Annotated in this window: 19 protein-coding genes and 1 tRNA gene; 12 read left to right on the top strand and 8 right to left on the bottom strand. The window is 66.8% G+C overall.

Features of this window, described 5'->3' with window-relative positions; all coding sequences use genetic code 11:
- Positions 1–77 precede the first annotated feature (77 nt).
- The gene (locus tag ACZ92H_RS03685) at positions 78–1,079 is read left to right on the top strand and encodes a class 1 fructose-bisphosphatase (protein WP_077408194.1); all 1,002 of its coding nucleotides are present in this window, start codon (positions 78–80) and stop codon (positions 1,077–1,079) included.
- A 116-nt stretch (positions 1,080–1,195) separates the two neighbouring features.
- Positions 1,196–1,271: transfer RNA gene (locus ACZ92H_RS03680), tRNA-Thr, on the top strand.
- A gap of 79 nt (positions 1,272–1,350) precedes the next feature.
- On the opposite strand, the gene ACZ92H_RS03675 is transcribed toward ACZ92H_RS03680, so the two are convergent.
- The 4 genes from ACZ92H_RS03675 to ACZ92H_RS03660 form a co-directional block, all read right to left on the bottom strand.
- Positions 1,351–1,761, bottom strand: coding sequence for a cupin domain-containing protein (locus ACZ92H_RS03675; RefSeq protein ID WP_465048000.1), 411 nt, complete (start codon positions 1,759–1,761; stop codon positions 1,351–1,353).
- Positions 1,762–1,838: 77 nt separating this feature from the next.
- On the bottom strand, positions 1,839–2,666 hold the full coding sequence (locus tag ACZ92H_RS03670) for an AraC family transcriptional regulator (protein ID WP_465048001.1): 828 nt from the start codon (positions 2,664–2,666) through the stop codon (positions 1,839–1,841).
- Between the two features lie 84 nt (positions 2,667–2,750).
- Entirely contained in the window at positions 2,751–3,833 is a 1,083-nt protein-coding gene (locus ACZ92H_RS03665; protein ID WP_465048002.1) for a porin, read from the bottom strand.
- 7 nt (positions 3,834–3,840) lie between these two features.
- The gene (locus ACZ92H_RS03660) at positions 3,841–5,715 is read right to left on the bottom strand and encodes an amidohydrolase (RefSeq protein WP_465048003.1); all 1,875 of its coding nucleotides are present in this window, start codon (positions 5,713–5,715) and stop codon (positions 3,841–3,843) included.
- A 236-nt stretch (positions 5,716–5,951) separates the two neighbouring features.
- On the opposite strand from ACZ92H_RS03660, the gene ACZ92H_RS03655 reads away from it, so the two are divergent.
- Complete coding sequence (locus ACZ92H_RS03655; protein ID WP_465048004.1) at positions 5,952–6,650, top strand: YoaK family protein; 699 nt, start codon at positions 5,952–5,954, stop codon at positions 6,648–6,650.
- Between the two features lie 38 nt (positions 6,651–6,688).
- Positions 6,689–9,727, top strand: a complete 3,039-nt coding sequence (locus tag ACZ92H_RS03650; protein WP_465048005.1) for a sensor histidine kinase — start codon at positions 6,689–6,691, stop codon at positions 9,725–9,727.
- On the opposite strand, the gene ACZ92H_RS03645 is transcribed toward ACZ92H_RS03650, so the two are convergent.
- Positions 9,701–10,333, bottom strand: a complete 633-nt coding sequence (locus ACZ92H_RS03645; protein ID WP_465048006.1) for a response regulator — start codon at positions 10,331–10,333, stop codon at positions 9,701–9,703. The two genes, ACZ92H_RS03650 and ACZ92H_RS03645, sit on opposite strands and share 27 nt — an antisense overlap.
- 197 nt (positions 10,334–10,530) lie before the next feature.
- On the opposite strand from ACZ92H_RS03645, the gene ACZ92H_RS03640 reads away from it, so the two are divergent.
- Both ACZ92H_RS03640 and ACZ92H_RS03635 read left to right on the top strand, forming a co-directional pair.
- Complete coding sequence (locus ACZ92H_RS03640) at positions 10,531–11,217, top strand: hydrolase (RefSeq protein ID WP_070281851.1); 687 nt, start codon at positions 10,531–10,533, stop codon at positions 11,215–11,217.
- Positions 11,218–11,289: 72 nt separating this feature from the next.
- Positions 11,290–11,571, top strand: a complete 282-nt coding sequence (locus ACZ92H_RS03635; RefSeq protein WP_465048007.1) for a XapX domain-containing protein — start codon at positions 11,290–11,292, stop codon at positions 11,569–11,571.
- A gap of 184 nt (positions 11,572–11,755) precedes the next feature.
- Here the strand turns inward: ACZ92H_RS03635 and ACZ92H_RS03630 are convergent, their stop codons facing one another.
- The 3 genes from ACZ92H_RS03630 to ACZ92H_RS03620 all read right to left on the bottom strand — a co-directional run bounded on the left by ACZ92H_RS03630 (position 11,756) and on the right by ACZ92H_RS03620 (position 14,312).
- Positions 11,756–12,412, bottom strand: a complete 657-nt coding sequence (locus ACZ92H_RS03630; RefSeq protein ID WP_465048008.1) for a response regulator — start codon at positions 12,410–12,412, stop codon at positions 11,756–11,758.
- 8 nt (positions 12,413–12,420) lie between these two features.
- Complete coding sequence (locus tag ACZ92H_RS03625) at positions 12,421–13,155, bottom strand: sensor histidine kinase (protein WP_465048009.1); 735 nt, start codon at positions 13,153–13,155, stop codon at positions 12,421–12,423.
- Between the two features lie 176 nt (positions 13,156–13,331).
- Positions 13,332–14,312, bottom strand: coding sequence for an alpha/beta fold hydrolase (locus ACZ92H_RS03620; protein WP_465048010.1), 981 nt, complete (start codon positions 14,310–14,312; stop codon positions 13,332–13,334).
- Between the two features lie 174 nt (positions 14,313–14,486).
- Between ACZ92H_RS03620 and ACZ92H_RS03615 the strand changes: the two genes are divergently transcribed.
- The 6 genes from ACZ92H_RS03615 to ACZ92H_RS03590 all read left to right on the top strand — a co-directional run bounded on the left by ACZ92H_RS03615 (position 14,487) and on the right by ACZ92H_RS03590 (position 22,840).
- Complete coding sequence (locus ACZ92H_RS03615) at positions 14,487–14,900, top strand: DoxX family protein (RefSeq protein ID WP_131371904.1); 414 nt, start codon at positions 14,487–14,489, stop codon at positions 14,898–14,900.
- A gap of 405 nt (positions 14,901–15,305) precedes the next feature.
- Positions 15,306–15,659 carry an ElaB/YgaM/YqjD family protein gene (locus tag ACZ92H_RS03610; RefSeq protein ID WP_465048011.1) on the top strand — a complete coding sequence of 118 codons (354 nt, stop codon included), beginning with the start codon at positions 15,306–15,308 and terminating at the stop codon, positions 15,657–15,659.
- Between the two features lie 252 nt (positions 15,660–15,911).
- Positions 15,912–18,335 carry a catalase gene (locus ACZ92H_RS03605; protein WP_465048012.1) on the top strand — a complete coding sequence of 808 codons (2,424 nt, stop codon included), beginning with the start codon at positions 15,912–15,914 and terminating at the stop codon, positions 18,333–18,335.
- A gap of 215 nt (positions 18,336–18,550) precedes the next feature.
- Complete coding sequence (locus ACZ92H_RS03600; RefSeq protein WP_465048013.1) at positions 18,551–20,245, top strand: MFS transporter; 1,695 nt, start codon at positions 18,551–18,553, stop codon at positions 20,243–20,245.
- Positions 20,232–21,437, top strand: coding sequence for an HlyD family secretion protein (locus tag ACZ92H_RS03595; RefSeq protein ID WP_290601591.1), 1,206 nt, complete (start codon positions 20,232–20,234; stop codon positions 21,435–21,437). Before ACZ92H_RS03600 ends, ACZ92H_RS03595 begins: the two co-directional genes overlap by 14 nt.
- Positions 21,434–22,840 (top strand): efflux transporter outer membrane subunit, encoded by a 1,407-nt coding sequence (locus tag ACZ92H_RS03590; RefSeq protein ID WP_465048014.1) that lies wholly within the window; start codon positions 21,434–21,436, stop codon positions 22,838–22,840. The genes ACZ92H_RS03595 and ACZ92H_RS03590 overlap by 4 nt, the downstream gene beginning before the upstream one ends.
- Positions 22,841–22,865 lie beyond the last annotated feature (25 nt).

Below are 22,865 nucleotides of genomic sequence, written 5' to 3'. Positions count from 1 at the left end.
GCCCCGCCGGGTCTGACCCCAGCTTTTTGCTGTCGGGTTGGGCCAGAAAAAATAAACACCAAAACAAAAGGGAATTCATGAAACGCATCAGTCTTACGCAATACCTGGTTGAAGAACAGCGCTCGAACAACAGCATTCCGGCCGAACTGCGCCTGCTGATCGAAGTGGTGGCGCGCGCCTGCAAGACCATCAGCCACGCCGTCAGCAAGGGTGCGCTGGGCGAGGTGCTGGGCACGGCCGACACGGAAAACGTGCAGGGCGAAGTCCAGAAAAAGCTCGACATCATTTCCAACGAGATCCTGCTCGAAGCGAATGAATGGGGCGGCCACCTGGCGGCCATGGCGTCGGAAGAAATGGAATCGATCCACCCGATCCCGAACCGCTATCCGAAGGGCGAATACATGCTGCTGTTCGACCCGCTCGATGGCTCGTCGAACATCGATGTCAACGTCTCGATCGGCACCATTTTCTCCGTGCTGAAGGCGCCGGAAGGCATGGGCGAGCCGACGGAGCAGGACTTCATGCAGGCCGGCAGCAAGCAAGTGGCGGCCGGCTACGCCGTGTACGGCCCGCAAACCATGCTGGTGCTGACCTTCGGCAATGGCGTGAACTGCTTCACGCTGGACCGCGAGATGGGTTCGTGGGTGCTCACGCAAAGCAATATGCAGATTCCGCCGACCACCAAGGAATTTGCCATCAACATGTCGAACGCGCGCCACTGGCATCCGCCCGTGAAGCGCTATGTCGACGAACTGCTGGCCGGCGACACGGGCCCGCGCGGCACCAATTTCAACATGCGCTGGATTGCCTCGATGGTGGCCGACGTGCACCGCATCCTGAACCGCGGCGGCATCTTCATGTATCCGGCCGACCTGCGCGACACTTCGATGCCGGGCAAGCTGCGCCTGATGTACGAAGCGAACCCGATGGCCTTCATCGTCGAACAGGCTGGCGGCGCCGCCACCGACGGCCAGCAGCGCATCATGGACATCGCCCCGCACAAGCTGCACCAGCGCGTCCCGGTCTTCCTCGGCTCGAAGGACGAAGTGGCCCGCGTGACGGCCTACCACGCGGAGTAAACCCCGCACTTTTGCACGATTTTTAGCGGTCTGCAGCCGGGCCGCTAAAAAAAAATGAAAAAAGATCGCATTGACACTAGCAAATTTTGTGCATTGTTTGTAGAATGTGGGTCTTCGCCGTTGTAGCTCAGTTGGTAGAGCAGCACATTCGTAATGTGAAGGTCGCCAGTTCGATTCCGGCCAACGGCACCAGGTTTCATCAGAAAACCCGCTGACTTGCAAAAGTCAGCGGGTTTTTTGTTGTCTGCTGCCTTGTCTGTCATTTCCGGCGTCAGATCCACTGATCGTTTTCCACCGTGCGCTCGCTTGAGTCGCCGTCACCCGTGTTGATCACGCCGCGCGGCTCGATCAGCAGCAGCCTGGTTTCGGCAAGGGCGCACGGTTTATGTTCGACACCCTCGGGCACCACCGCCATCTGGCCGGCTCGCAGCACGATGGCGTGTCCTTCCGCGTAGCCTGGGCCGCGCAGGGCGATGCGCAATTCGCCTTCCAGCACGATGAAGGTTTCGTCCGTATCGGCGTGCCGGTGCCACTGGAATTCGCCGTGTACCTTGACGACCTTGAATTGGTAGTCATTCATTTCGGCGATGACGCGCGGCTGCCAGTGCCCCTCGATCAGGGCGATCTTGCCTGCCAGGTCGATGGACAGGCCCTGGCCGCGCGCGGTGGTGGTGATAGACATGCTGTGCTCCGTTCAAGTGGCGATGCCGCCAGAATACGCAGGCGCCTGCCGGCCGTATTGAACGATCGTGGGTGTTTTCAGCCCTTGCCGGTGCCGCCGGCGAAGCGCAGCCAGCGGCCAGGCGTCAGTCCATGGGTTTTCAGGAAATGCCGCGTCATGTGGCTCTGGTCGGCGAAGCCCGCGGCCATGGCGGCCGAGGCGAGCGTGGCGCCAGCCAGCAGCAGGCGCCGCACCATCTCCAGGCGCCGCATCGTCAGATAGCGGTACGGGCTGGTGCCATAGAACACGCGAAAGTCGTGCGACAGGCTCCACCGGTCGCGTCCCGTTGCCGCTTCAAGTTCCGCCAGGGTGACGGCCTGCGTGCAGTGCGCCTGCAGGTAGTCGCGCGCGCGTCGCGCCGCCAGGAAGTCACCTCTCAAGCGTTGTGCCGGCGTGCCGGCCGCCGCCGCCAGCGCATGCGCCAGTTCGGCCAGCGCCTCGCTCTGTTCCAGTGCGTCGAGCCGGTGGCCGTCGCGCGGCAGCAAGGCGGAGGTGGCCGCCGCCAGGCGGGGATCGCTCGACACGCCGCCTTCGATGAAGGGCAGCGCGCGTCCGCCCAGCACGTCCTGGAACAGCGCCGGTTCGATATACAGCATGCGGTAACGGAAGCCGGCCTCAGTACCCGCCTGGCCATCGTGCGCCTCGTCGGGATGCAGGACCATGGTATTGCCGGGCAGGCTGTCGCGCTGGCCGCGGCGGTAGCTGAAACGCTGCACGCCCGCCAGCGTGCGGCCGATGGCATAGGTGTCGTGGCGGTGCATGGCATAGGCCTTGCCCTCGAACCACGCCTCGATGCGTTCGATCCCTTGTACCGGCGCGTCGCACTTGACCCAGTCGCTGCGCGGCGGCGCTGATGTTCGCTGCATGGTGCTGGTCACTGGATATCCGCGCTGTTTGTCAAAGATTGACTGTACCCGCCGCGCGCGGGGCTGTCCACGAAAACCGCGAGATCAGAAATTGTGCCGAATTCCCAGCGCCACGCCCGACAAGGTACCGCCCTTGGTTGCCGCGTCGCTTCCCAGGCTGTTGATGGCAAAGCCGGCGATGCCGTGGCGGCCGTTGGCCAGGCGCGTGTAATAGGCATACAGGCTGCTGCGTTTCGACAGCTGGTAGTCGTAGCCGGCGGTAGCGTGGGTGGCACCCGTGCCGGCTCCAGCGCGTACCGTGCCGATGGTTTCCAGCGCGCCGCCTGTGGCGCTTTGCGCGTGGGCCAGGCCGAAACGCAGGCCATGGCGGCCGAACTGGCGCGTGGCGGAGACATACGCCGTGCGCCGGCGCAGTTCGCCCGTGGGCGTCGCATAGCGCAGGCTTTCCAGCGCCAGGGCCAGCTGCGTGGCGCTGTCGATGCGCCAGGCCAGGGCCAGCTTGCTGCCATGGTCGGTCAGCCCCCGTCCCTGGTAGTCGTGGTGGACTTCATGCGCCGCGGTGCCATAGAACGCCGCCCCATCATAGAGCAGCGCGGCCGACGTCAGGGCCGGCCGCGCGCCGCTGGCGGGCCGCTCTTCCCCCATGCCGCGCGCCACGCGCAGCGACCAGCCCTGCCACTGCGGCGTCCAGTAATGCACGCTGTTCTGCTGGCGCCGGTCGAAGGAATACGTGTTGCTGGTGTTGCTGTCGTTCGAGGCCGAGCCATTTCCCATCAGGCTCATGTAGCCGGCCGTGGTGGGGTAGAACGGGTCGAGCGCGGAGGTGGCGCTGTTGTAGGGCAGGGTCCAGTTGCCGGCAAACAGCGTGCCCCATGGCCCGGCAATCCCGACGCGCGTGTCGCGCGCGGCGATGGACCCCGCGCCTGTGTCGGGCGACAAGGTGCCTTCGACCTGGAACAGCGCCTGCCAGCCGCCGCCCAGCGCTTCGCTGCCGCGCAAGCCGAGCACGGAACGGTTGTTGGACAGGCGCTGCACGCTGTCGCCGCTGCCGGACGAGCGCAGCGCTTCGAGCGCCACGTTCAGGCGGCCGTACAGCTGCACGCCTTCTTGCGCCTGCGCGGAGAAGGCGGCCGCCAGCGCGGCGGCGAGCAGGATCGATTTGCTCATCATCGCCTCAGAACGCAAAGCAGCTGCAGCCCAGCGCGCCCCAAAAGCCGGAATGGCTGGAGACGGGCACGGAACTCTTGCGCGCCACGTCGTGGGCGTGGGCGTGCACGCCGCAGGCGCCCTGGCACTGGTGCTGTTGCATGACGCTGGCCGTTTGCGGCGGCGCGGCGCGGTAATGGCCGGCCACGTTGTTCACGGGCGACCAGTCCGGCAACACCGGAATGGGAGGCGGCGCCAGTGGCGTAAATTCCGCCTGGCCGTGGACGATCTTGCCGCCGACGATGGTGAGCACGGATTCGATGGACTTGATCGCCTCTTCATCGACGCTGAAAAAGTCCGCGCTCAGCACGGCCAGGTCGGCCAGCATGCCTTCCTGGATGCGGCCCTTTTTGCCTTGCTCGCTGGAGAACCAGGCGCTGCCCGCCGTCCACAGTTCCAGCGCCGTGTCGCGCGACAAACGGCTGCCGGCGTCGTACAGGCGCAAGCCGCCCACGGTGCGGCCCGATACCAGCCAGTACAGCGCCGTCCACGGGTTGTAGCTGGCCACCCGCGTGGCGTCGGTGCCGGCGCCCACCGGCACGCCCGAGGCAAGCATGCGCGCGATCGGCGGCGTGGCCTTGGCCGCCTCGGCGCCATAGCGGTCGACGAAGTATTCGCCCTGGAAGGCCATGCGGTGCTGGATGGCGATGCCGCCGCCCAGTGCCTTGACCCGGTCGATGTTTTTCGGCGTGATGGTTTCGCAGTGGTCGAACATCCAGGTCAGGCCGTCGAAGGGGATATCGCGGTTGACCTTTTCAAACACCGTCAGCATGCGGTCGATCGATTCGTCATAGGTGGCGTGCAAACGGAAGGGCCAGCGCTTCGACACCAGGTGGCACACGACTTTTTCCAGTTCGTCGTCCATGCCGGGCGCCAGTTCCGGGCGCGGCTCAAGGAAATCCTCGAAGTCGGCGGCGGAAAACACCAGCATTTCGCCGGCGCCGTTGTGGCGGTAGTAATCGTCGCCCTGGCCCGGCGTGACCATCTCCGTCCATTTCTCGAAGTCCTGCAGTTCCGCGCCCTTGTTTTGCGTGAACAGGTTGTAGGCGATGCGGATGGTCAGCTGCTCTTTTTGCGCCAGTTCCTCGACCACCGCGTAGTCTTCCGGATAGTTCTGGAAGCCGCCGCCCGCGTCGATGGCGCTGGTCAGGCCGAGGCGGTTCAATTCGCGCATGAACTGGCGCGTGGAATTGACCTGCAGGTCGCGCGGCAGGGTTGGCCCCTTGGCCAGGGTCGCATATAAAATCATGGCGTTCGGGCGGGCGATCAGCATGCCGGTGGGGTTGCCGGCCCCGTCGCGCACGATTTCGCCGCCGGGCGGGTTCGGCGTGTTCTTGTCGTAGCCGACCACGCGCAGGGCGGCGCGGTTCAGCAGGGCGCGGTCGTACAGGTGCAGGATGAAGACGGGGGTGTCCGGCGCGGCCGCGTTGATCTCGTCGAGGGTCGGCATGCGCTTTTCCGCGAACTGGAATTCGTTCCAGCCGCCCACCACGCGCACCCACTGCGGGTTCGGCGTGCGCAGCGCCTGCTCTTTCAACATGCGCAAGGCGTCGGCCAGCGAAGGCACGCCTTCCCAGCGCAATTCCAGGTTGTAGTTCAAGCCGCCGCGGATCAGGTGCAGGTGCGAGTCGTTCAGGCCGGGGATGACGGTGCGGCCACCGAGGTCGATTACGCGGCTGTCGGGCGCGCTGTGGCGCATGACGTCTTCAAGGTCGCCCACGGCGAGGAATTTGCCGTCGGCGATGGCCACCGCGCTCGCTTGCGGGCAGCTTTTATCGACGGTGTGGAAGCGGCCATTGAGCAGGATCAAGGGCGCGGTGGCGGGGAGGGTTTGTTCTGGCATGGTGCAGCTCCATGGTTGCGGTGCGGGAGGGCCGGCGTGCGCGGCGCGAAAGTCACGTCGGTCAGTGTAGCGGGCGGGCGGCGCCGGGACACGGGCCAAAAGATCAGGTGGCCCGTGGCGCACTGGCCGAATGGCGGGGGCGGCGGCCGGCCGCATGGCTTACCATGCAGGCAGCGGCGCCGGGGCCATGGCCGGGCGCGTTTTACAGTCTTTGCATCGTTTCAGGAGTTTTATAAATGGATCAGCCACCACACAGCCGCCTGTTCGGCACCAGCCTGGGATTTTTGGCAGGCTACGTCGATACCCTGGGTTTTATCGCCCTGTTCGGCCTGTTTACAGCCCATGTCACGGGCAACTTCGTGCTGATCGGCGCCGCACTGGCCGAGCCCACGCGCATCCCCATCCTGCTCAAGATACTCGCTTTTCCCGCCTTTATTGCAGGCATTGTCGCCACGCGCCTGATGGTGCTGGCCATCGAGCGCCGTGGCGGCCCGGCCTTGACCCTGGCGTTCCTGCTGCAGTGGGTACTGCTGGCAGGTTTCATGTTGTTCGGCATGCTGGCTGAACCGGTGGGCAACGATGCCGGTGACCTGGCCATGCTGGCAGGCTTGCTGGGCACGGCCGCCATGGGCGTGCACAGCGCTACCAGCCGTCTGCTGCTGGCGCACCTGGCGCCCACGTCCATGATGACGGGCAATGTGACGCAGATCGTGCTCGATACGGTCGACGTGCTGCGCGGCGCGGCCGATGACGCCACCCATGCGCGCTGCGGCAAGTTCTTCTGGCCGCTGCTGGCCTTCGCCCTGGGCGCCATCGCCGCCGCCTTTGCCTACCTGGCGCTGGGCTTCGTGGCGCTGGCCGTGCCTTTGCTGCTGCTGGGCGTCCTGATCGTCGTGCAACGCCGCAGCGACCGCGTGGCCGTGCCGGCTGCCTGACCGTGCTCGCGCGCGCCTGCCAGCTATGGTTGGCATTGATGCTGGCCAGTCCTTGCGGGATGGCCATCGATGCGGTGCGCGGCATGCATCAGTTGCAGCACACCAGCTGGACGGCCAGGGATGGCGCGCCGGACGATATCAGCTCCATGGCGCAGGGCAACGATGGTTTTTTGTGGCTCGGTACGCATGCGGGCGTCATCCGCTTTGACGGCCTGCGCTTTATGCCCTTGCAGGCGCGCCAGGGCCGTTTTCCCGACACCGTGGCCGTGGCGCTCAGGCGCGCCACGGACGGCGGCATGTGGATAGGCTGGCAGGTGGGCGGTATCAGCCACGTCAAGGATGGCGTGGTGCGCAACTACGGTGAAGAACAGGGCGTGCAGGCCGGTTCCATCTGGGGCTTTGCCAGCGATGGCAGCGGCGCCCTGTGGGCGGCCGGCGTGTCCGGCATCTCGCGTTTTGACGGCCGGCGCTGGCAGGCGATGGGGCCGGCGCAGGGCTATACGGCGCAAAAGGCATCGGCCGTGTTTGCCGACCGCGATGGCAAACTGGGCGTGTTCAGCGAGCAGGGCCTGTTTCTCTGGCAGCCGGGCCAGGCGCGTTTCGCGCCGCCCATCGGCAGCCTGGACTTGCGCGCGCCGCCGCAGCAGGCGCCGGACGGACGCCTGTATTTGCTGGAGCAGCGCGGCATCCGCATCATCGATTCGCTCGAGCGCTACGACCGGCTCGACCACCGCTGGATCTACCGCGACACCAGCGGCACCAGCGGCAGCATGCTGGTCGACCGCCAGGGCACGCTGTGGTTCGACAGCCAGTTTGGCCTGCACCGCACGCGCAGCGCCGGTACGCTGGGGCCGCGCCAGCTGGGCATCGGCAGCGACACCGAATCGTTCCTGCCCGGCGATGGCTTGAGCAATGCCTGGATCAGCGCCATGTGCGAGGACAATGAAGGCAACGTCTGGACCGCCACCTATGCCGGCCTGGACCGCTTTCGCCAGGCCGCGCCCGTGGTCCTGCGCGCGCGCCAGGGGGCGGCGGTGCCCGAGGTCTTTCGCACGCAAGAGATGGTTGCCGGCCCCGCCGGCGCGATGTGGCTCTCGAAGGATGACAGCGTGGCGCCGCTGCTGCTGGCGCGGGCCGACGGCCAGGTCCTGCGCGCGCCGGCGCTCGGTCGCGTCAGCGCCATCATGGACGCGCCGCAGGGCGTGTGGGTGGCGGGCAGCGACGGCATGCGACTGCTCGACAGCGGCGACGGGCGCGTGCTGCGCACGCTGGCCTATCCGCCTGGCGCGGCAGCGGTCAAGCGCATGCGCGCGGGCGTGGTGGCGCCGGATGGCAGCATCTGGGGCGTCTTCAGCGGCGCCGGCGTGTTCCAGTACCGCGACGGGGCGTGGCGGCGCGAACCCTTGCTGCCCGATGGCGGGCGGCGCGTGCCGCTGGCGCTGCTGGCCGACGCGGCCGGGCGCTTGTGGCTGTCTTATCCGGATGGCACGCTGGCCATGCTGGAAGCGGGGCGCTTGCGCCGCTACGGCCCGGAGCAGGGGCTGGACCTGGGCAAGGTACCGATGCTGAGCGAATACCGGGGCCAGGTGTGGGCGGGCGGACAGCGTGGCGTAGCGCTGTGGCGTGGCGGCCATTTTACGGCACTGCGCAGCGTGCCCGCCGCTGCCGTCGAGGGCGTGGTGGGCCTGCTGCGCGCGCGCGACGGCGGCCTGTGGCTCAATAATGGCGTCGGCGCCGCGCACATCGCCGCCAGCGAGGTGGAACGGGCGCTGCGCGACGCCGACCATGCGATGCAGGCCAGCGTGTACGACGCCGCCGACGGGCTCAATGGCAGCATCGGCATGCTGCACGACCGCTCCGTTGCCGAAGCGGGGGACGGCAAGATCTGGTTTTCGCGGCAAAGCGCCACCTTCTGGATCGACCCGCTGCAGCCCGCGGCGCCGCTGCCTGCGCCGCGGGCGGAAATCGCCGCGCTGCTGGCGCATGGCGCAATGGTGGCGGCGGCGGACTACGACCATCTGCCGGCCGGCACGCGCGACGTGCAGTTTACCTACAATGCCAGCAGCCTGGGCACGCCTGCGCGCCTGCGTTTCCGCTATCGGCTGGCAGGGTATGACAAGGACTGGCAGAACGCGGACGAGCGGCGCCAGGCGCAGTACACGGGCCTGGAACCGGGCGCCTACCGCTTCCAGGTGATGGCCTTGAATGGCGATGGCGTGGCCAGCACGCTGGCGCAACTGCCGTTCCGCGTGTTGCCCGCCTTTTACCAGACCTGGTGGTTCCGCAGCCTGTGCGCGGCGGCGCTGCTGGCGGGCGCATACGGCGCCTGCCGCTGGCGGCTGCGCCAGCACGCTGCGCGCCTGCAGGCGCGGATGGAGGCGCAGCAGGCCGAGCGCGAACGCATCGCGCGCGAGCTGCACGATACCCTGCTGCAGGGCACGCAGGCGATGATCCTGCACTTTCACAATGCCAGCATGGCCATCGCCGAGGATGATCCCGCGCGCGCCGCCATGCTGCGCGCGCTCGACGACGCCGACCGCATGCTGGGCGAGGGGCGCGACCACGTGCACGACCTGCGCGCCGGCGACGATGCCGGCGCGCGCTGGAGCGCCATCCTGCGGCGCGAAGGCGAGCGGCTGGCGGCGCAGCACGGCATCGTGTTCCGCTATGCGCAGGAAGGCGAGGCGCGTCAGCTGCACGCGCGCGCCGCGCACGAAATCTACCGCATCGCCAGCGAAGCGCTGCGCAATGCCTTCCAGCATGCGCGCGCGCAGGTGGTCGAAGTGACGGTGCGCTATGCGCGCGGCGGCATCGAACTGCTCGTGCGCGACGATGGACAGGGCTTGCCGCCGGTGGTCGCGGCGCATGGGCAGATTCCCGGACACTGGGGCATGCCCGGCATGCGCGAGCGCGCCGCCAGGCTCGGTGCGCGCCTGTCGGTGGACGGGCGCGACGGGGGCGGCACGCAGTGGCGTCTGCGGGTGCCGGCGCGCCGCGCCTGGTCCACAGGGCACGGCCCGCTGCGCCGCTGGTGGCGGCGCTGGCGCCGTTCAGGCGTCGAGGATGCCGCGCCGTAGCGCGATGGTGACGGCGTGGGTGCGGTCCCTGGCGCCCAGCTTGGCCAGGATGGTGCTCATGTGCGCCTTGACGGTTTCTTCCTTGATCTGCAGCAGGGCGCCCGTTTCGCGGTTGGAATTGCCTTGCGCGACCTGCTTGAGCACGTCCAGTTCGCGGTTCGACAGCACGTCGCTGCAGGCATACAGCGCCAGTTCCGCCTCGATTTCGGGCGTGATGTGGCGCCGCCCCGCGTGCACGTTCTGTATCGCCGCCAGCAATTCGTGGCGCAGCGCGCTTTTCAGCACATAGCCGCACGCGCCCGCGCGGATGGCGCGCAGCACCTGGGTATCGCCCTTGTAGGTCGTCAGCACGATGATGCGCGCCTGCGGATGGCGCGCGCGGATGGCGTCGATGGCGTCCAGGCCGCTCATGCGCGGCATCTGCAAATCCATCAGCGTGACATCGGGTTGCAGCGCGTCGAATTGCTGCACCGCCTGCTGGCCATCGGTGGCCTGGCCCACCAGCGCCACGCCGGGATAGGCGCGCAGCAGGGCGGCGATGCCGTCGAGCAGCAACTGGTGGTCGTCGGCGATGAAGACGCGTATCGCTGCCGTATCGCTGCGCATGACGGTGCCTGGCAAAGAGGAGTGATCGATCAAGAGTCGTCGGAACAGGGTGAGCAAAAGGTATTTTACCGCAGCGCTCGCTACCCTGCAGGGCGGGATGGCCCGGGGGAACCTATATTTAGATAGTGGTGCGGGCGCGACGCCAGGCATACGATGCACGGCAGTACCCACTCAACCCTTTCTTTATGGATGACATCATGACCAATCCGAAACTGGAAGTCCTTACCCCCGACAATTGCCAGATCATCTTCATCGACCAGCAGCCGCAGATGGCGTTTGGCGTGCAATCGATGGACCGGCAAGCGCTGAAGAACAATACCGTGGGCCTGGCCAAGGCCGCCAAGGTGTTCAACATCCCCACCATCATCACCACGGTGGAAACGGAAAGCTTCTCCGGCCATACCTATCCGGAACTGCTGGATGTTTTCCCCGGCAAGGATATCCTCGAGCGCAGCTCGATGAATTCGTGGGATGACCAGAAGGTGCGCGATGCGCTGGCTGCCAACGGCAAGAAAAAGGTCGTCGTTTCGGGCCTGTGGACGGAAGTGTGCAACAACAGCTTCGCCCTGTGCGCGATGCTCGAAGGCGACTACGAAATCTACATGGTGGCCGACGCCTCGGGCGGCACCTCGAAGGAAGCGCACGACTACGCCATGCAGCGCATGATCCAGGCCGGCGTGGTGCCCGTCACATGGCAGCAGGTGCTGCTGGAATGGCAGCGCGACTGGGCGCACAAGGAAACCTATGACGCCGTCATGGCCATCGTGCGCGAACACTCGGGCGCCTATGGCATGGGCGTCGACTACGCCTACACGATGGTGCACAAGGCGCCGCAGCGCATCCACGGCGAGCACGCCACCCTGGCGCCGGTGCCGGCCAAGTAAGCGCCGCGCGGCAGTGCCATGCGCCGCGCGCCTGACCGCGCGCGGCGTTTTTTTCATCGAAAGGAATGTGCCATGAAGTTATATGTGATTTCGCTGGCCGTGGGCCTGCTGGTTGGCATCATCTACGCCGTCTTGCAGGTACGCTCGCCGGCGCCGCCCGCCATTGCCCTGATCGGCCTGCTGGGCATGCTGATCGGCGAACAGATCGTTCCCAGCGTCAAGCGCCTGATGACGGGCGAACCCGTGACAGTGGCGTGGCTGCGCAGCGAATGCGTGCCGAAGATCAGCGGCGTGGAAGCGAAGCCCGCGCTGGCCAGGGCCGAGCCGCAGCAGAAGGATGACGGCGCCGCCTGATTCTTGCCTGCCTAGCAAGATGTACTAAGCAGGACGTAATAAATGACCGTGATTTCTGGCTTCCATACCCGGCGCTCCGCGGTGTTGCCCGTTGCTGGCAGTGCTCGCACTGCGTCGCAGCGGGCGCCTTGCAGAGCATCCGGTGCTGTTCGTCATAACGTCACCATAATTTCCCACGTCCTACTTAGAACGCGCCCAGCAAGCCGCGCCGGGCGGCCACCGTGGCCGCCTCGGTGCGGCTTGAGACGTTGAGCTTGGTCAAAATATTGTTCACGTGAAATTTGACCGTGCCCACCTCGATGCCGGCGCTGCGCGCGATCATCTTGTTGCTCTTGCCCGCCGACAGGTGCTGCAGGATGTCGTGTTCGCGTTTCGACAGGCGGTTCGCCTCGATGCGGCCGGCCTGCTGCGCCGCCAGTTCCGGCGGCAGGTAGTGCCTGCCGGCGGCCACCTGGCTGATGCACTGCGTCAGTTGCAGGAAGCCGGAATCCTTCAGCAGGTAGCCGCGCGCGCCGGCGCGCAGGGCCCGGTGCACGCTGTCCTCGCCCTGGTAGGTGGTGAGGATGACGATCTTCGCTTGCGCATCGTCCGCGCAGATGCGCTCGATTGCTTCGATGCCATGCATTTCCGGCATGTTCAAATCCATCAGCACCACGTCGGGCCGCAATTGCCGGTACAGCTCCACGGCGGCGCGGCCCGTGCCCGCCTGGCCCAGCAGGAGCAAGCCAGGCAGCGAGGCGATCAGCGAGGCCAGGCCGGCCAGGATCAGCGGGTGGTCGTCGGCGATCAGCAGACGGATGGGCAGCGCGGCCGGATCGGCCGGGGGGAAGCTCGTGTGCATGCCTGGTTTCATGGCGCTGGCAGGGTGAAGTAAAAGACGCTGCCATGGGGCGCGCCGGGCGCATGCCACAGGCGGCCGCCATGCGCGTCGAGGATGCGGCGGCAGATGGCCAGGCCCATGCCCATGCCGTCCGGCTTGCTGGAATAGCGGGCCTGATACAGGCGCCCGGCCGCCTGCGGCGCGATGCCGGCGCCATTGTCGGCGACGCTGAACTGCTGCAGGCCGCCCTCCAGGCGCGAGGACAGCAGCACCGTGCGCGGCCGGCCGCTGGTGCCCTGCAGGGCCTCGATGGCATTCATCAGCAGGTTCAGGATGACTTGCCGGAATTGCGCCGGATCGGCGCGCAGCAGCGGGCGGCCCGGCGCCAGCTGCGTTTGCAGGTGGATGGCGTGGTGTTGCAATGGCGCGCGCAGCAGCGGCAGCAGCTCCTGCACGGCGTCGTCGGCCGCGAAATGAGCGTGGCTGCCCGGCGCGTTGCAGGCCAGGCCATGCACGCTGCGCAGCACGGCGCTGGCGTGGCTGCCGGCGCTGGCGACCATGGCCAGCGCCGCGCGCGCCTCGTCGAGGCGGGGCGGATCGTGGTCGAGCCAGCGCAAGGCCGCATCGGCATTGAGCGCGATGGCTGCCAGCGGCTGGCGCACTTCGTGCGCGACCGACGCGGCAAATTCGCCCAAGCCGCCCATGCGCTGCGCCTGCGCCAGGCCGGGGTCTTGCTTCTGAGGGAAATAATGCATGCTGGCCATCGCGGATTCCTGTCGTTCGCTGCGGCTCATGCCGCGTTGCAGCAAGTATGCATGGCCCGGCAGGCAAGGCAGTTATACGAATGGGGGAGGCGGGCGGTTTTTTTGCGCGGCGGCGATGCCGGCGGGGGGAGCGGGACACCGCCGGGCGGGCCGGCGGCGCGGGAAGCGCAGAACGGTCAGGACTTGATAAAGGCCAGCAAGTCTTCGTTCAGGCGGTCCTTGTGGGTGGCCGGCAAGCCGTGCGGCGCGCCTTCATAGATGACAAGCCTGGCGTTCTTGATGAGCTTGGCCGCCGCCTTGCCGGAAGCATCGATGGGCACGATCTGGTCGTCGCCGCCGTGCACCACCAGGGTCGGCACGGAGATTTTCTTCAGGTCGGCCGTGAAGTCCGTCTCGGAAAACTGCTTGATGCAATCATAGGCGTTCTTGATGCCGCACTGCATGCCCTGCAGCCAGAAGGTGTCGCGCATGCCTTGCGATACCTTGTTGCCGGGTCGGTTGGCGCCGAAGAACGGCACGCTCAGGTCCTTGAAGAATTGCGAGCGGTCGGCCAGCACGCCGGCGCGGATGCCGTCGAAGACGGACATCGGCAAGCCGCCCGGATTGCTGTCCGACTTGAGCATCTGCGGCGGCACGGCGCCCACCAGCACGGCCTTGGCCACGCGCTTTTCGCCATGGCGGCCGATGTAGCGCGCCACTTCGCCGCCGCCCGTCGAATGGCCGACCAGGGTCGCGCCCTTGATGTCGAGCGCGTCGAGCAGGGTGGCCAGGTCGTCGGCGTAGGTATCCATGTCATTGCCCTGCCATGGCTGGCTTGACAGGCCGTGGCCGCGGCGGTCGTGCGCGATCACGCGGTAGCCGCGGCTGGCCAGGAACATCATCTGGTCTTCCCAGGCGTCGCCCTGCAAGGGCCAGCCGTGGCTGAAGACGACGGGCGTGCCTGTGCCCCAGTCCTTGAAATGGATGACGGTGCCGTCCTTGACGGTGACGCTATTGACGCTGAGCTTGCCCGGCGCAGCGGCGGCGGCAGCGGCAGGCTTGGCGGCGGCACTGGCGCCGCCGGCGGCCAAGAGACCCGCGCTGGCGGCGACACCGGCGACGCTGACGAGCAGCTTGCGGCGGGAGTTGACTTCTTCGGCTTGGATTTTTTTCGACATGATGCATTTCCTTCGGGGTGGGGGAGGGAGGCCAGGCGCGGCTGGGCATCAGCGAGTCTAGGCCTTCGCGCGCGCCGGCGCCTCTGCCAAAAGACCAGTCGCACCCGGGCGGGAGCTTGCCTATGATGGCTGGCAGCGGCGCGCCGCGCCGCCTGGCTTTTCAATGGAGCGAACATGAAGAAAAACTGGAAGGCGGCGCTGGCCGGCCCCTTTTTACCGGATGCGGGCTTGCTGTTTGCGCGCGTGGCGGGCGCGCTGCTGGTGCTGCACGTGCACGGTTTGCCCAAGCTGCTGCATTTTGCCGACGAACTGGCGCGCATCGACGACCCGCTGCACCTGGGCCGCACCGTCACCCTGTACTGCGCCCTGTTCGCGGAAATGCTCTGCCCGCTCCTGGTTGCCGCCGGTTTGCTGACGCGCCTGGCCTGCCTGCCCCTGCTGTTCCTGCTGGGCGTGTCGATGCTGCTCGTCCACCCTGACTGGAGCATCGCCGACGGCCAGTTCGGCTGGCTGCTGATCATCGTCTTCGGCACCATTGCCATCAGTGGCGCGGGACGCTATTCGCTCGATGCGCGGTTGCGCGCCTAAGAACACCTGCCCAAACCTACAGCGCGTCGGCGGTCGCGGCCTGCGATGCTCACTGACTCGGCGTCCCCGTACCTTCGCACAGTTGCGCATCTCAGCCACAACGCCCTTGCGCTCGCCACGGTGTTGTCAGGCGTTGCAAGTCGCGCAATCCCGCCCGCGCCATCGGGCCGGCGGGATTGTTATTTCCGACAGGCATTTAAGTCTGGCCTTCAAGGTGTGGCAGCGCACGGTGGCGCGCGGCGGGCACGGTTAAGGTAGTGCCAACAGCTTGCTGCTGATCCACTGTTTGATATGGCTCAGCCCGGCAGCGTTTAGCCGCTTCTGCTGTCCCGGAAGCGAGGAGAATCATGATTCGGTCACGGCATCGAGCATGGTTGAGATTATTCACTGTTAAAGGAAACCATCATGAACGCGATTGAAAAAGCCAGCTCTGACCTGAACGGCACCGCCCAGGATACCCGCCAGGATTTGCACCGCACCATCGACAAGGTGGCGAACCAGGCCCAGCCCCTGGCCGACAAGGTGGCCACGCGCGCCCACGACAGCGTGGACCAGGTGGGCGACCGCATCGACCAGGTCAGCGACACCGTCAACAAGGCCTCGGAACGCCTGATGGCGCGCGGCAAACAGCTGGGCGCCGCCTGCCAGCGCGCCGGCGAGACGGGCCGCGACTATGTGCGCGAGCGCCCGGCCGTGTCGCTGCTGATTGCGGCAGCGGCCGGCTATGGCCTGTCGAAATTGCTGGGTTCGCGTAAATAAATTTACGCAGTCCTGCCGAGGTTTTGTCGTGGGCGCTGGCCCGGTTCGCCATGGTGGCGGGCTGGGCCAGCGCCCACGTGCACAAGGTAGTAGCAGGCAGTAAAGGAGGGTGAAGATGCGCTCCCATTTATTGTGCTTGATCGGTGTACCTGTTTTGATCATTCTTCCCATCATTATTTTGCTTGCCCTGTCCGTGCGCTGAATGAGGCCGTTGTAGCGTTACTTTCCGGGCAAGAACTCACAGGAGATGTAATGGCTACCAACAAGAAAACGCCGTCCACGGACGGTGCCGGTTCCGTCTTGAGCAGCATGTCCGGCCCCTCCGAGAGCGGCCCGCCGCAAAGTTTGGGCAGCAACAGCGATGCCGCGCAGGCGCTACTGAAAAAAGCCGCCGCCGGCCAGGCGCTGTCGGCTGCCATGCCCGACAATCCCAAGGAAGCGGGCCAGTATGGCGACGCCGCGCGCGTGCCGCAGGAGGGCGAACACGTGGCCGCCGGCGAGCCGCTGGCCACGGCCAGCACCACGGGAGAGACGACGCCTTCGCCGAAGGTGGGCGAGGGCCAGCCCGCGCTGGGCGAGAACGCGCTCAATGGCTCGCTGGACCATGCCCGCGCCGACGACAGCGGCTGCGTGCTGACGACGAACCAGGGCGTGCCCGTGGGCGACAACCAGAATTCGCTGAAGGCGGGCTTGCGCGGCCCCACGCTGATGGAAGATTTTATTTTGCGCGAAAAACTCACGCATTTCGACCACGAGCGCATCCCCGAGCGCGTCGTGCATGCGCGCGGTTCGGCCGCCCATGGCTATTTCGAATGCTACAAGGAGCAAAGCAAGCACACGCGCGCCACGCTGTTCGCCAAGGCGGGCAAGCGCACGCCCGTCTTCGTGCGCTTTTCCACGGTGGCCGGCGAGCGCGGTTCGACCGACACGGCGCGCGACGTGCGCGGCTTTGCCGTGAAGTTTTATACGGACGAGGGCAACTGGGACCTGGTCGGCAATAACATCCCCGTCTTCTTCATCCAGGACGCGATGAAGTTCCCCGACCTGATCCACGCCGTCAAGCCGGAGCCGAACAATGGCATTCCGCAGGCGGCCAGCGCGCACGACACCTTCTGGGATTTCGCCTCGCTGTCGCCGGAAATCACGCACATGCTGATGTGGGTCATGTCCGACCGCGCCATCCCGCGCAGTTTCCGCATGATGCAGGGCTTCGGCGTGCATACCTTCCGCCTGGTGAATGCCAAGGGCCAGTCCGTCTTCTGCAAATTCCATTGGTCGCCGATGGCCGGCACGCACTCGCTGGTGTGGGACGAAGCCGTCAAGCTCAGCGGCGCCGATTCCGACTTTCACCGGCGCGACTTGTGGGAAGCCATCGAGTGCGGCGAGTTTCCCGAATACGAGCTGGCCTTCCAGATCTTCACGGAAGAACAGGCCGACGCCTTCCCCTTCGACGTGCTCGATCCCACCAAGCTGATTCCCGAGGAGCTGGTGCCCTTGATCCCCGTCGGCAAAATGGTCTTGAACCGCAACCCGGACAATTTCTTCGCCGAGACGGAGCAGGTGGCCTTCTGCACGGCGCACATCGTGCCCGGCATCGATTTCAGCAATGATCCGCTGCTGCAGGGGCGCATCCACTCGTACGTCGATACGCAGATCACGCGCCTGGGCGGGGCCAATTTCCACGAGATTCCCATCAACGCGCCGCTGGCGCCGCTGCACAACAACCAGCGCGACGGCATCCACCGCCAGGCCATCAACCGGGGCCGGGTGGCGTATGAGCCCAATTCGCTGGCGGGCGGTTTTCCGCACCAGGCGGGCGCCAGGGGTTTCAACAGCTTTCCCGCAGCCACCGAAGGCGACAAGGTGCGCGGCAAGCCCGAGAAATTCGCCGAGCATTATGCGCAGGGACGGCTGTTCTGGATCAGCCAGACGCCCGTTGAGCAAGACCATATCGTGCATGCCTTCCGCTTTGAACTGAGCAAGGTGCAGACGGTGGCCATTCGCAAGCGCATCGTGGCCATGCTGCGCAACGTCGATGAAACGCTGGCGCAGCGCCTGGCCGATGGCCTGGGCCTGGCCTTGCCGCCGGCCATGCCGCCCGCGCTGCCATCCGACCCTGCGCTGCCGGTGCCGAGCTATCCGCCGTCGCCGGAACTGTCGCTGTTTTTCCGGCCCGGCAAGACGGGTATCCACACCTTGCGCGTGGCCATCCTCGTGGGGCCGGGCAGCGATGGCGCGCAGGTGCGCAGCATCTACGCCTCGCTGCTGGCGGACGGTGCCGTGCCGCGCCTGGTGGGCAGCCACCTGGGCACGGTCGATACGAGCGGCGGCGCGCCGCTGGCCGTGGAAATTTCGCTGGAAACAGGGCCGTCCGTGCTGTTCGACGCCGTCGTGGTGCCGGATGGACAGGGCGCCGTGCAGCAGCTGGGCAGCGACGCCAACGCCCTCGACTTCCTGCGCCTGCAATACCGGCACTGCAAGCCGATGCTGGCCATCGGCGCGGGCAAGGGCTTGCTGGACAAGGCCGGCATACCGGCGACCTTGCCCGATGGCAAACCCGATCCCGCCATCTTCATCGTGCCGTCCAGCGACGTGGTGAAAGCCGTGGCGGCCTTTAAAAAGGCGCTGGCCGCGCACCGGGCGTTTGCGCGCGAGACGGACCCGCCGCGCGTGTGATGTCCTTCGCGGGCTGGGCACGGCGCGCCAGGCGCCGCCCCAGCCCGTTTCGCGCCGGCCCGGCGTCCGTGCCGGTTCCAACAATGTAAACAATGAAAACGTCCTGCGGTGATATGCTGCGCATGAGAACTGTTCATTTGCAACTGTTTGCTTAATAGCAAAGCAGCAAAGCAGCGGCAAAGAACAGCTTCAGCAAACCTGATCGCGATTGCCGCATGGACAAGTACACACCACGCACCTGGGGGCCGGGCGAACGTCCGACCTTGCCCGGGTCGCCATCGATGCCCGAACACCCGACGCCCAAGCGTGTCGCGTATTTCATCGTCGGCCTGATCGTCGCGCTGACGGGAGGGCTGGGCAACGGCCTGGTGACGGCCAACATCCTGAACCTGCAAGGTGCGCTGGGCGCGTACGCCTACCAGATGCAGTGGCTGCCCGCCGCTTATGTGATGACCATCGTTTCCATGAATCTGCTGCTGGTGAAATTCCGCCAGCAGTTCGGCCTGCGCCTGTTCACGGAGGCGTTTCTGGTGCTGTACGCGCTCGTCACCTTCGCCCACCTGTACGCCAACAGCCTGTCGTCGGCCATCGCCGTGCGCGCCGCGCATGGCATGGTGGGGGGGGCGCTGGGCGTGCTGGGTCTGTACTACACCCTGCAGGCCTTCCCCGCCAGGCACCGCCTGAAGGGCGTGGTGCTGGGCCTGGGCTTTGCCCAGCTGGCCTTGCCGCTGGCGCGCATCTTTACTTCCGAACTGCTGCAGATCGGCGAATGGCACGGCCTGTACCTGTTTGAACTGGGGCTGGCCCTGCTGGCGCTGGGCTGCGTGCTGGCCTTGAAGCTGCCGCCGGGCGACCGCATGCAGACGTTCGAGCCGCTCGATTTCCTCACCTTTATCCTTTTCGCCCCCGGCATGGCCCTGCTGTGCGCCGTGCTGGCGCAGGGCCGCACGGCGTGGTGGATGGAGTCCGAGTGGGTGGGCGTGAGCCTGGCCGCTTCCATAGCCTTGATCACCGCCGCGCTGGCCATCGAACATAACCGCGCGCGGCCCCTGCTCAACACGCGCTGGCTCACCACGGGCAAGATCGCCAAGCTGTTTTTATCCGTGCTGCTGTTTCGCATCGTGCTGTCCGAATCGACGGGTGCCGTGGGCTTTTTGCAGGCGCTGGGCCTGAACACGGACCAGATGCAGAACCTGTTCATCGTGGTGCTGCTGGGCAGCGTGGCGGGCCTGGTGGTCAGCGCGCTGACGATCAACCCGGCGACCCTGAACCGCTCGCTGATGTTCGCGCTGCTGCTGATCGCGGCCGGCGCCCTGATCGACGCGCACGCCACCAGCCAGACGCGCCCCGTCAACATGTACGTCAGCCAGTTCCTGCTGGCCTTTGGCGGCACGTATTTTCTCGGTCCCACCATGGTGGCCGGCATGGGCGCCGTGATCGCCGAACCGCGCAACCTGGTGAGTTTTTCCGTGATGTTTACCATGACGCAGAACCTGGGCGGCCTGCTCGGTTCGGCCATCGTCGGCACCATCCAGACGGCGCGCGAAAAATACCATTCCAGCTACCTGGTCGAGCATCTCACCATGCTCGACCCGCAAGTGGCGGCGCGCGTGCAGTCGGGCGCGGCCGGCTACGGCGGCGTGCTGATGGACCCCGCCTTGCGCAGCGCCGAGGGCGTGGCGCGCCTGGGCGCCATCGCCACGCGCGAAGCCAACGTCCTCGCCTACAACGATGTGTTCTTGATGATCGCCGGCGTCGCCCTCGCCACCTTGCTGTGGATGCTGGTCAGCCAGTTCTGGACCCGCATCACCACCGGTGCGCGGCGCCTGGTCGGCCCCGTGCGCGACGCGCAGACCGCCATGTCCATCGTCCCCATTACCAATTCGGAACCGAGCAATGACAGACAATAACACCACGCCTCCCGCCGCCACGCCAGCCCCCGCAGCACCGTCCGCGCCGGCACCTGCGCCGGCATCCACGCCGCCGCAGCCGGACCGCCGCCACCAGTGGCTGTCCGCGCTGGCCTTTGCCGCCGTGGCTTTGGTCGGGGTGCTGATCGTGCTGTATGCGTGGCGCTTGCCGCCGTTCACCAGCCCCATCGTGACGACGGAAAACGCCACCGTGCGTGGACAGGTGACGATCATCGGCACGCAGCTGTCCGGTTATGTGGTGGAAGTGACGGTGCAGGATTTCATGGACGTCAAGGAAGGGCAGCTGCTGGTGCGCATCGACGACCGCATCTACCAGCAGCGCTATGAACAGGCGCAGGCGCAGTTGGCCGCGCAGCAGGCGGCGCTGTCGAACTGGGCGCAGCAAAAGGCCAGCGCGGAGGCGGGCATCGCCGTCAGCCAGGCGGTGATGGCGAACGCGGAAGCGCAGGCGCGCAAGGCCAGCGCCGACTTGAACCGGGTGGAGCAATTGGTGGCCGACGGTTCGCTGTCGCAGCGCGAACACGACCAGTCGCGCGCCGCGCAGGCGCAGATGGCGGCCGCGCTGGCGCAGGCACGGGCCAACCTCGACATCGCCCAGCAAAGCGCGCATTCCGTGGTGGTCAACAAGCAGGCGCTGGAAGCGGCCGTGGCGAACGCGCAGGCGGCCGTCAAGGCGGCGAAGATCGATCTCGATAACACGCGCATCGTGGCGCCGTCCGATGGCCAGCTGGGCCAGGTGACGGTGCGCCAGGGCGCGTACGTGAATTCGGGCGCGCAGCTGATGGCGCTGGTGCCGCGCCAGATGTGGGTGATCGCCAATTTCAAGGAAACGCAGATGAATGGCGTGCAGGAGGGGCAGAGCGCCACCTTCCACGTCGACGCCCTCGATGGCGCCGTGCTGACGGGCCAGGTCGAGCGCATCTCGCCGGCCACGGGTTCCGAGTTTTCCGTGCTGCCGGCCGATAATGCGACGGGCAATTACCTCAAGATCGCCCAGCGCATTCCCGTGCGCATCCGCATCGATCCGGGCCAGGCGAATGCGCGCCGCCTGGTGCCGGGCATGTCGGTGGTGGTCAGCGTCGACACGTCCGCCGTGTTGAACGACTCGGCGGAAAATCCCGCGCCGCCCCCGCCGCCGCCGAAAAAGGCGCCCGCGAAAGCCAAGCCATGAAACGCCGCCATCTGCTGATGGCCGGCGCGCTGGCGCTGGCAGGCTGCGCCGCCAAGGCCCCGCCGCAGCCTGCCTCGACCCTGCAACTGCCGTCCGGCTGGCGCGCGCAGGCTGCCGGCGCGCCGGCGCTTGATGCCGCTGCCAATGGCGCGCATGTGGAGCAGCTGTGGTGGCAGGCATTCGGCGACCCGGTGCTGAGCGACCTGGTGGGCGAGGCGCTGGCGCGCAACGGCGACTTGCGCGTGGCGCGCGCCCGCGTGCAGGAATACCGCGCGCGCCTGGCGCAGGCCGACGCCAACCGCGCGCCGACCCTGGCCTTTGACGGCTCGCCCACGCGCACGCGCACCCTGGCGTCCAACGGCGTGCCCTACGTGACGAATGTCTTCCAGGCCGAGCTGCAGGCCAGCTATGAAATCGATGTGTGGGGCCGGCTGGCGAAACTCAGCGATGCGGCGGGCGAAAGCTACCGCGCCGAGCAGGCCAGCCTCGATGCGGCGGCCCTGTCGATCGCCGCCAGCGTGGCCACGGCCTACCTGAATCTGCGCGGGCTGGACGCGCAGCTGGCGCTGACGCAATCGACCCTGCAGCTGCGCGAACAGTCGCGCGAGCTGGCCCGCAAGCAGTTCGAGGTGGGCTACAGCTCGCGCCTGGAATGGCTGCAGGCGCAGTCGGAATACCATGCGGCGGCCGAGCAGGTGCCGCAGCTGCAGCGGCAGATCTTCGAGCAGGAAAATGCGCTGGCCGTGCTTGTGGGCGGCAATCCCGGCCCCGTCGCGCGCGGCATGCCGCTGGCGCAACTGAGCGCGCCGACCGTGCCGGCGGGACTGCCGTCGGAACTGCTGCGCCGCCGGCCCGACATCGCGCGCGCGGAGCACAATCTGGCGGCGGCGAACGCCAGCCTGGCCGCCACGCGCGACCAGCTGCTGCCCTCGTTCAAGCTGACGGCGGCGGGCGGCGGCCAGGCCACGACCCTGACCGATTTCCTGCATGCGCCGACGGCCCTGTGGCGGCTGACGGCACTGGCGGCCGGTCCCCTGTTCGACGGGGGCAGAGTGCAGGCGCAGACGGATGCGGCCGGCGCGCAGCGCGACCAGCTCGTGTACGCGTATGAAAACGTGGTGAGGAATGCGTTTGCCGAAACGGAGAACAGCCTGGGCGCCATCTACCGCCTGCAGCAGCAAGCCGTGGAAAACGACGCGCGCCGCGCCACGGCGGCTGAAACGCTGCGCATCGCGCATAACCGCTACCGCAATGGCTATGCCTCCTACCTGGAGGAACTCGACGCCCAGCGCACCCTGTACAGTGCCGACGTGGGCCTGCTGCAGCTGAAGACGCGCATCCTCGTGTCGTCCGTCGATCTGTACCGGGCCATGGGCGGCGGCTGGCAAGCCAGCGCGCCGTAAGCGCCGCGTGCCCGGCGCGACGCCC

It is taken from the genome of Janthinobacterium foliorum, from assembly GCF_978021625.1.
Note: the sequence above shows the minus strand (reverse complement) of the source record. Positions and strands in the feature narration are given on the sequence as shown.

Bases quoted from the DNA above. Each gene is read 5' to 3' on its own strand.
- ACZ92H_RS03685 (WP_077408194.1), top strand. From the start codon at position 78: ATGAAACGCATCAGTCTTACGCAATACCTGGTTGAAGAACAGCGCTCG.
- ACZ92H_RS03675 (WP_465048000.1), bottom strand. From the start codon at position 1,761: ATGTCTATCACCACCACCGCGCGCGGCCAGGGCCTGTCCATCGACCTG.
- ACZ92H_RS03670 (WP_465048001.1), bottom strand. From the start codon at position 2,666: ATGCAGCGAACATCAGCGCCGCCGCGCAGCGACTGGGTCAAGTGCGAC.
- ACZ92H_RS03665 (WP_465048002.1), bottom strand. From the start codon at position 3,833: ATGAGCAAATCGATCCTGCTCGCCGCCGCGCTGGCGGCCGCCTTCTCC.
- ACZ92H_RS03660 (WP_465048003.1), bottom strand. From the start codon at position 5,715: ATGCCAGAACAAACCCTCCCCGCCACCGCGCCCTTGATCCTGCTCAAT.
- ACZ92H_RS03655 (WP_465048004.1), top strand. From the start codon at position 5,952: ATGGATCAGCCACCACACAGCCGCCTGTTCGGCACCAGCCTGGGATTT.
- ACZ92H_RS03650 (WP_465048005.1), top strand. From the start codon at position 6,689: ATGCTGGCCAGTCCTTGCGGGATGGCCATCGATGCGGTGCGCGGCATG.
- ACZ92H_RS03645 (WP_465048006.1), bottom strand. From the start codon at position 10,333: ATGCGCAGCGATACGGCAGCGATACGCGTCTTCATCGCCGACGACCAC.
- ACZ92H_RS03640 (WP_070281851.1), top strand. From the start codon at position 10,531: ATGACCAATCCGAAACTGGAAGTCCTTACCCCCGACAATTGCCAGATC.
- ACZ92H_RS03635 (WP_465048007.1), top strand. From the start codon at position 11,290: ATGAAGTTATATGTGATTTCGCTGGCCGTGGGCCTGCTGGTTGGCATC.
- ACZ92H_RS03630 (WP_465048008.1), bottom strand. From the start codon at position 12,412: ATGCACACGAGCTTCCCCCCGGCCGATCCGGCCGCGCTGCCCATCCGT.
- ACZ92H_RS03625 (WP_465048009.1), bottom strand. From the start codon at position 13,155: ATGGCCAGCATGCATTATTTCCCTCAGAAGCAAGACCCCGGCCTGGCG.
- ACZ92H_RS03620 (WP_465048010.1), bottom strand. From the start codon at position 14,312: ATGTCGAAAAAAATCCAAGCCGAAGAAGTCAACTCCCGCCGCAAGCTG.
- ACZ92H_RS03615 (WP_131371904.1), top strand. From the start codon at position 14,487: ATGAAGAAAAACTGGAAGGCGGCGCTGGCCGGCCCCTTTTTACCGGAT.
- ACZ92H_RS03610 (WP_465048011.1), top strand. From the start codon at position 15,306: ATGAACGCGATTGAAAAAGCCAGCTCTGACCTGAACGGCACCGCCCAG.
- ACZ92H_RS03605 (WP_465048012.1), top strand. From the start codon at position 15,912: ATGGCTACCAACAAGAAAACGCCGTCCACGGACGGTGCCGGTTCCGTC.
- ACZ92H_RS03600 (WP_465048013.1), top strand. From the start codon at position 18,551: ATGGACAAGTACACACCACGCACCTGGGGGCCGGGCGAACGTCCGACC.
- ACZ92H_RS03595 (WP_290601591.1), top strand. From the start codon at position 20,232: ATGACAGACAATAACACCACGCCTCCCGCCGCCACGCCAGCCCCCGCA.
- ACZ92H_RS03590 (WP_465048014.1), top strand. From the start codon at position 21,434: ATGAAACGCCGCCATCTGCTGATGGCCGGCGCGCTGGCGCTGGCAGGC.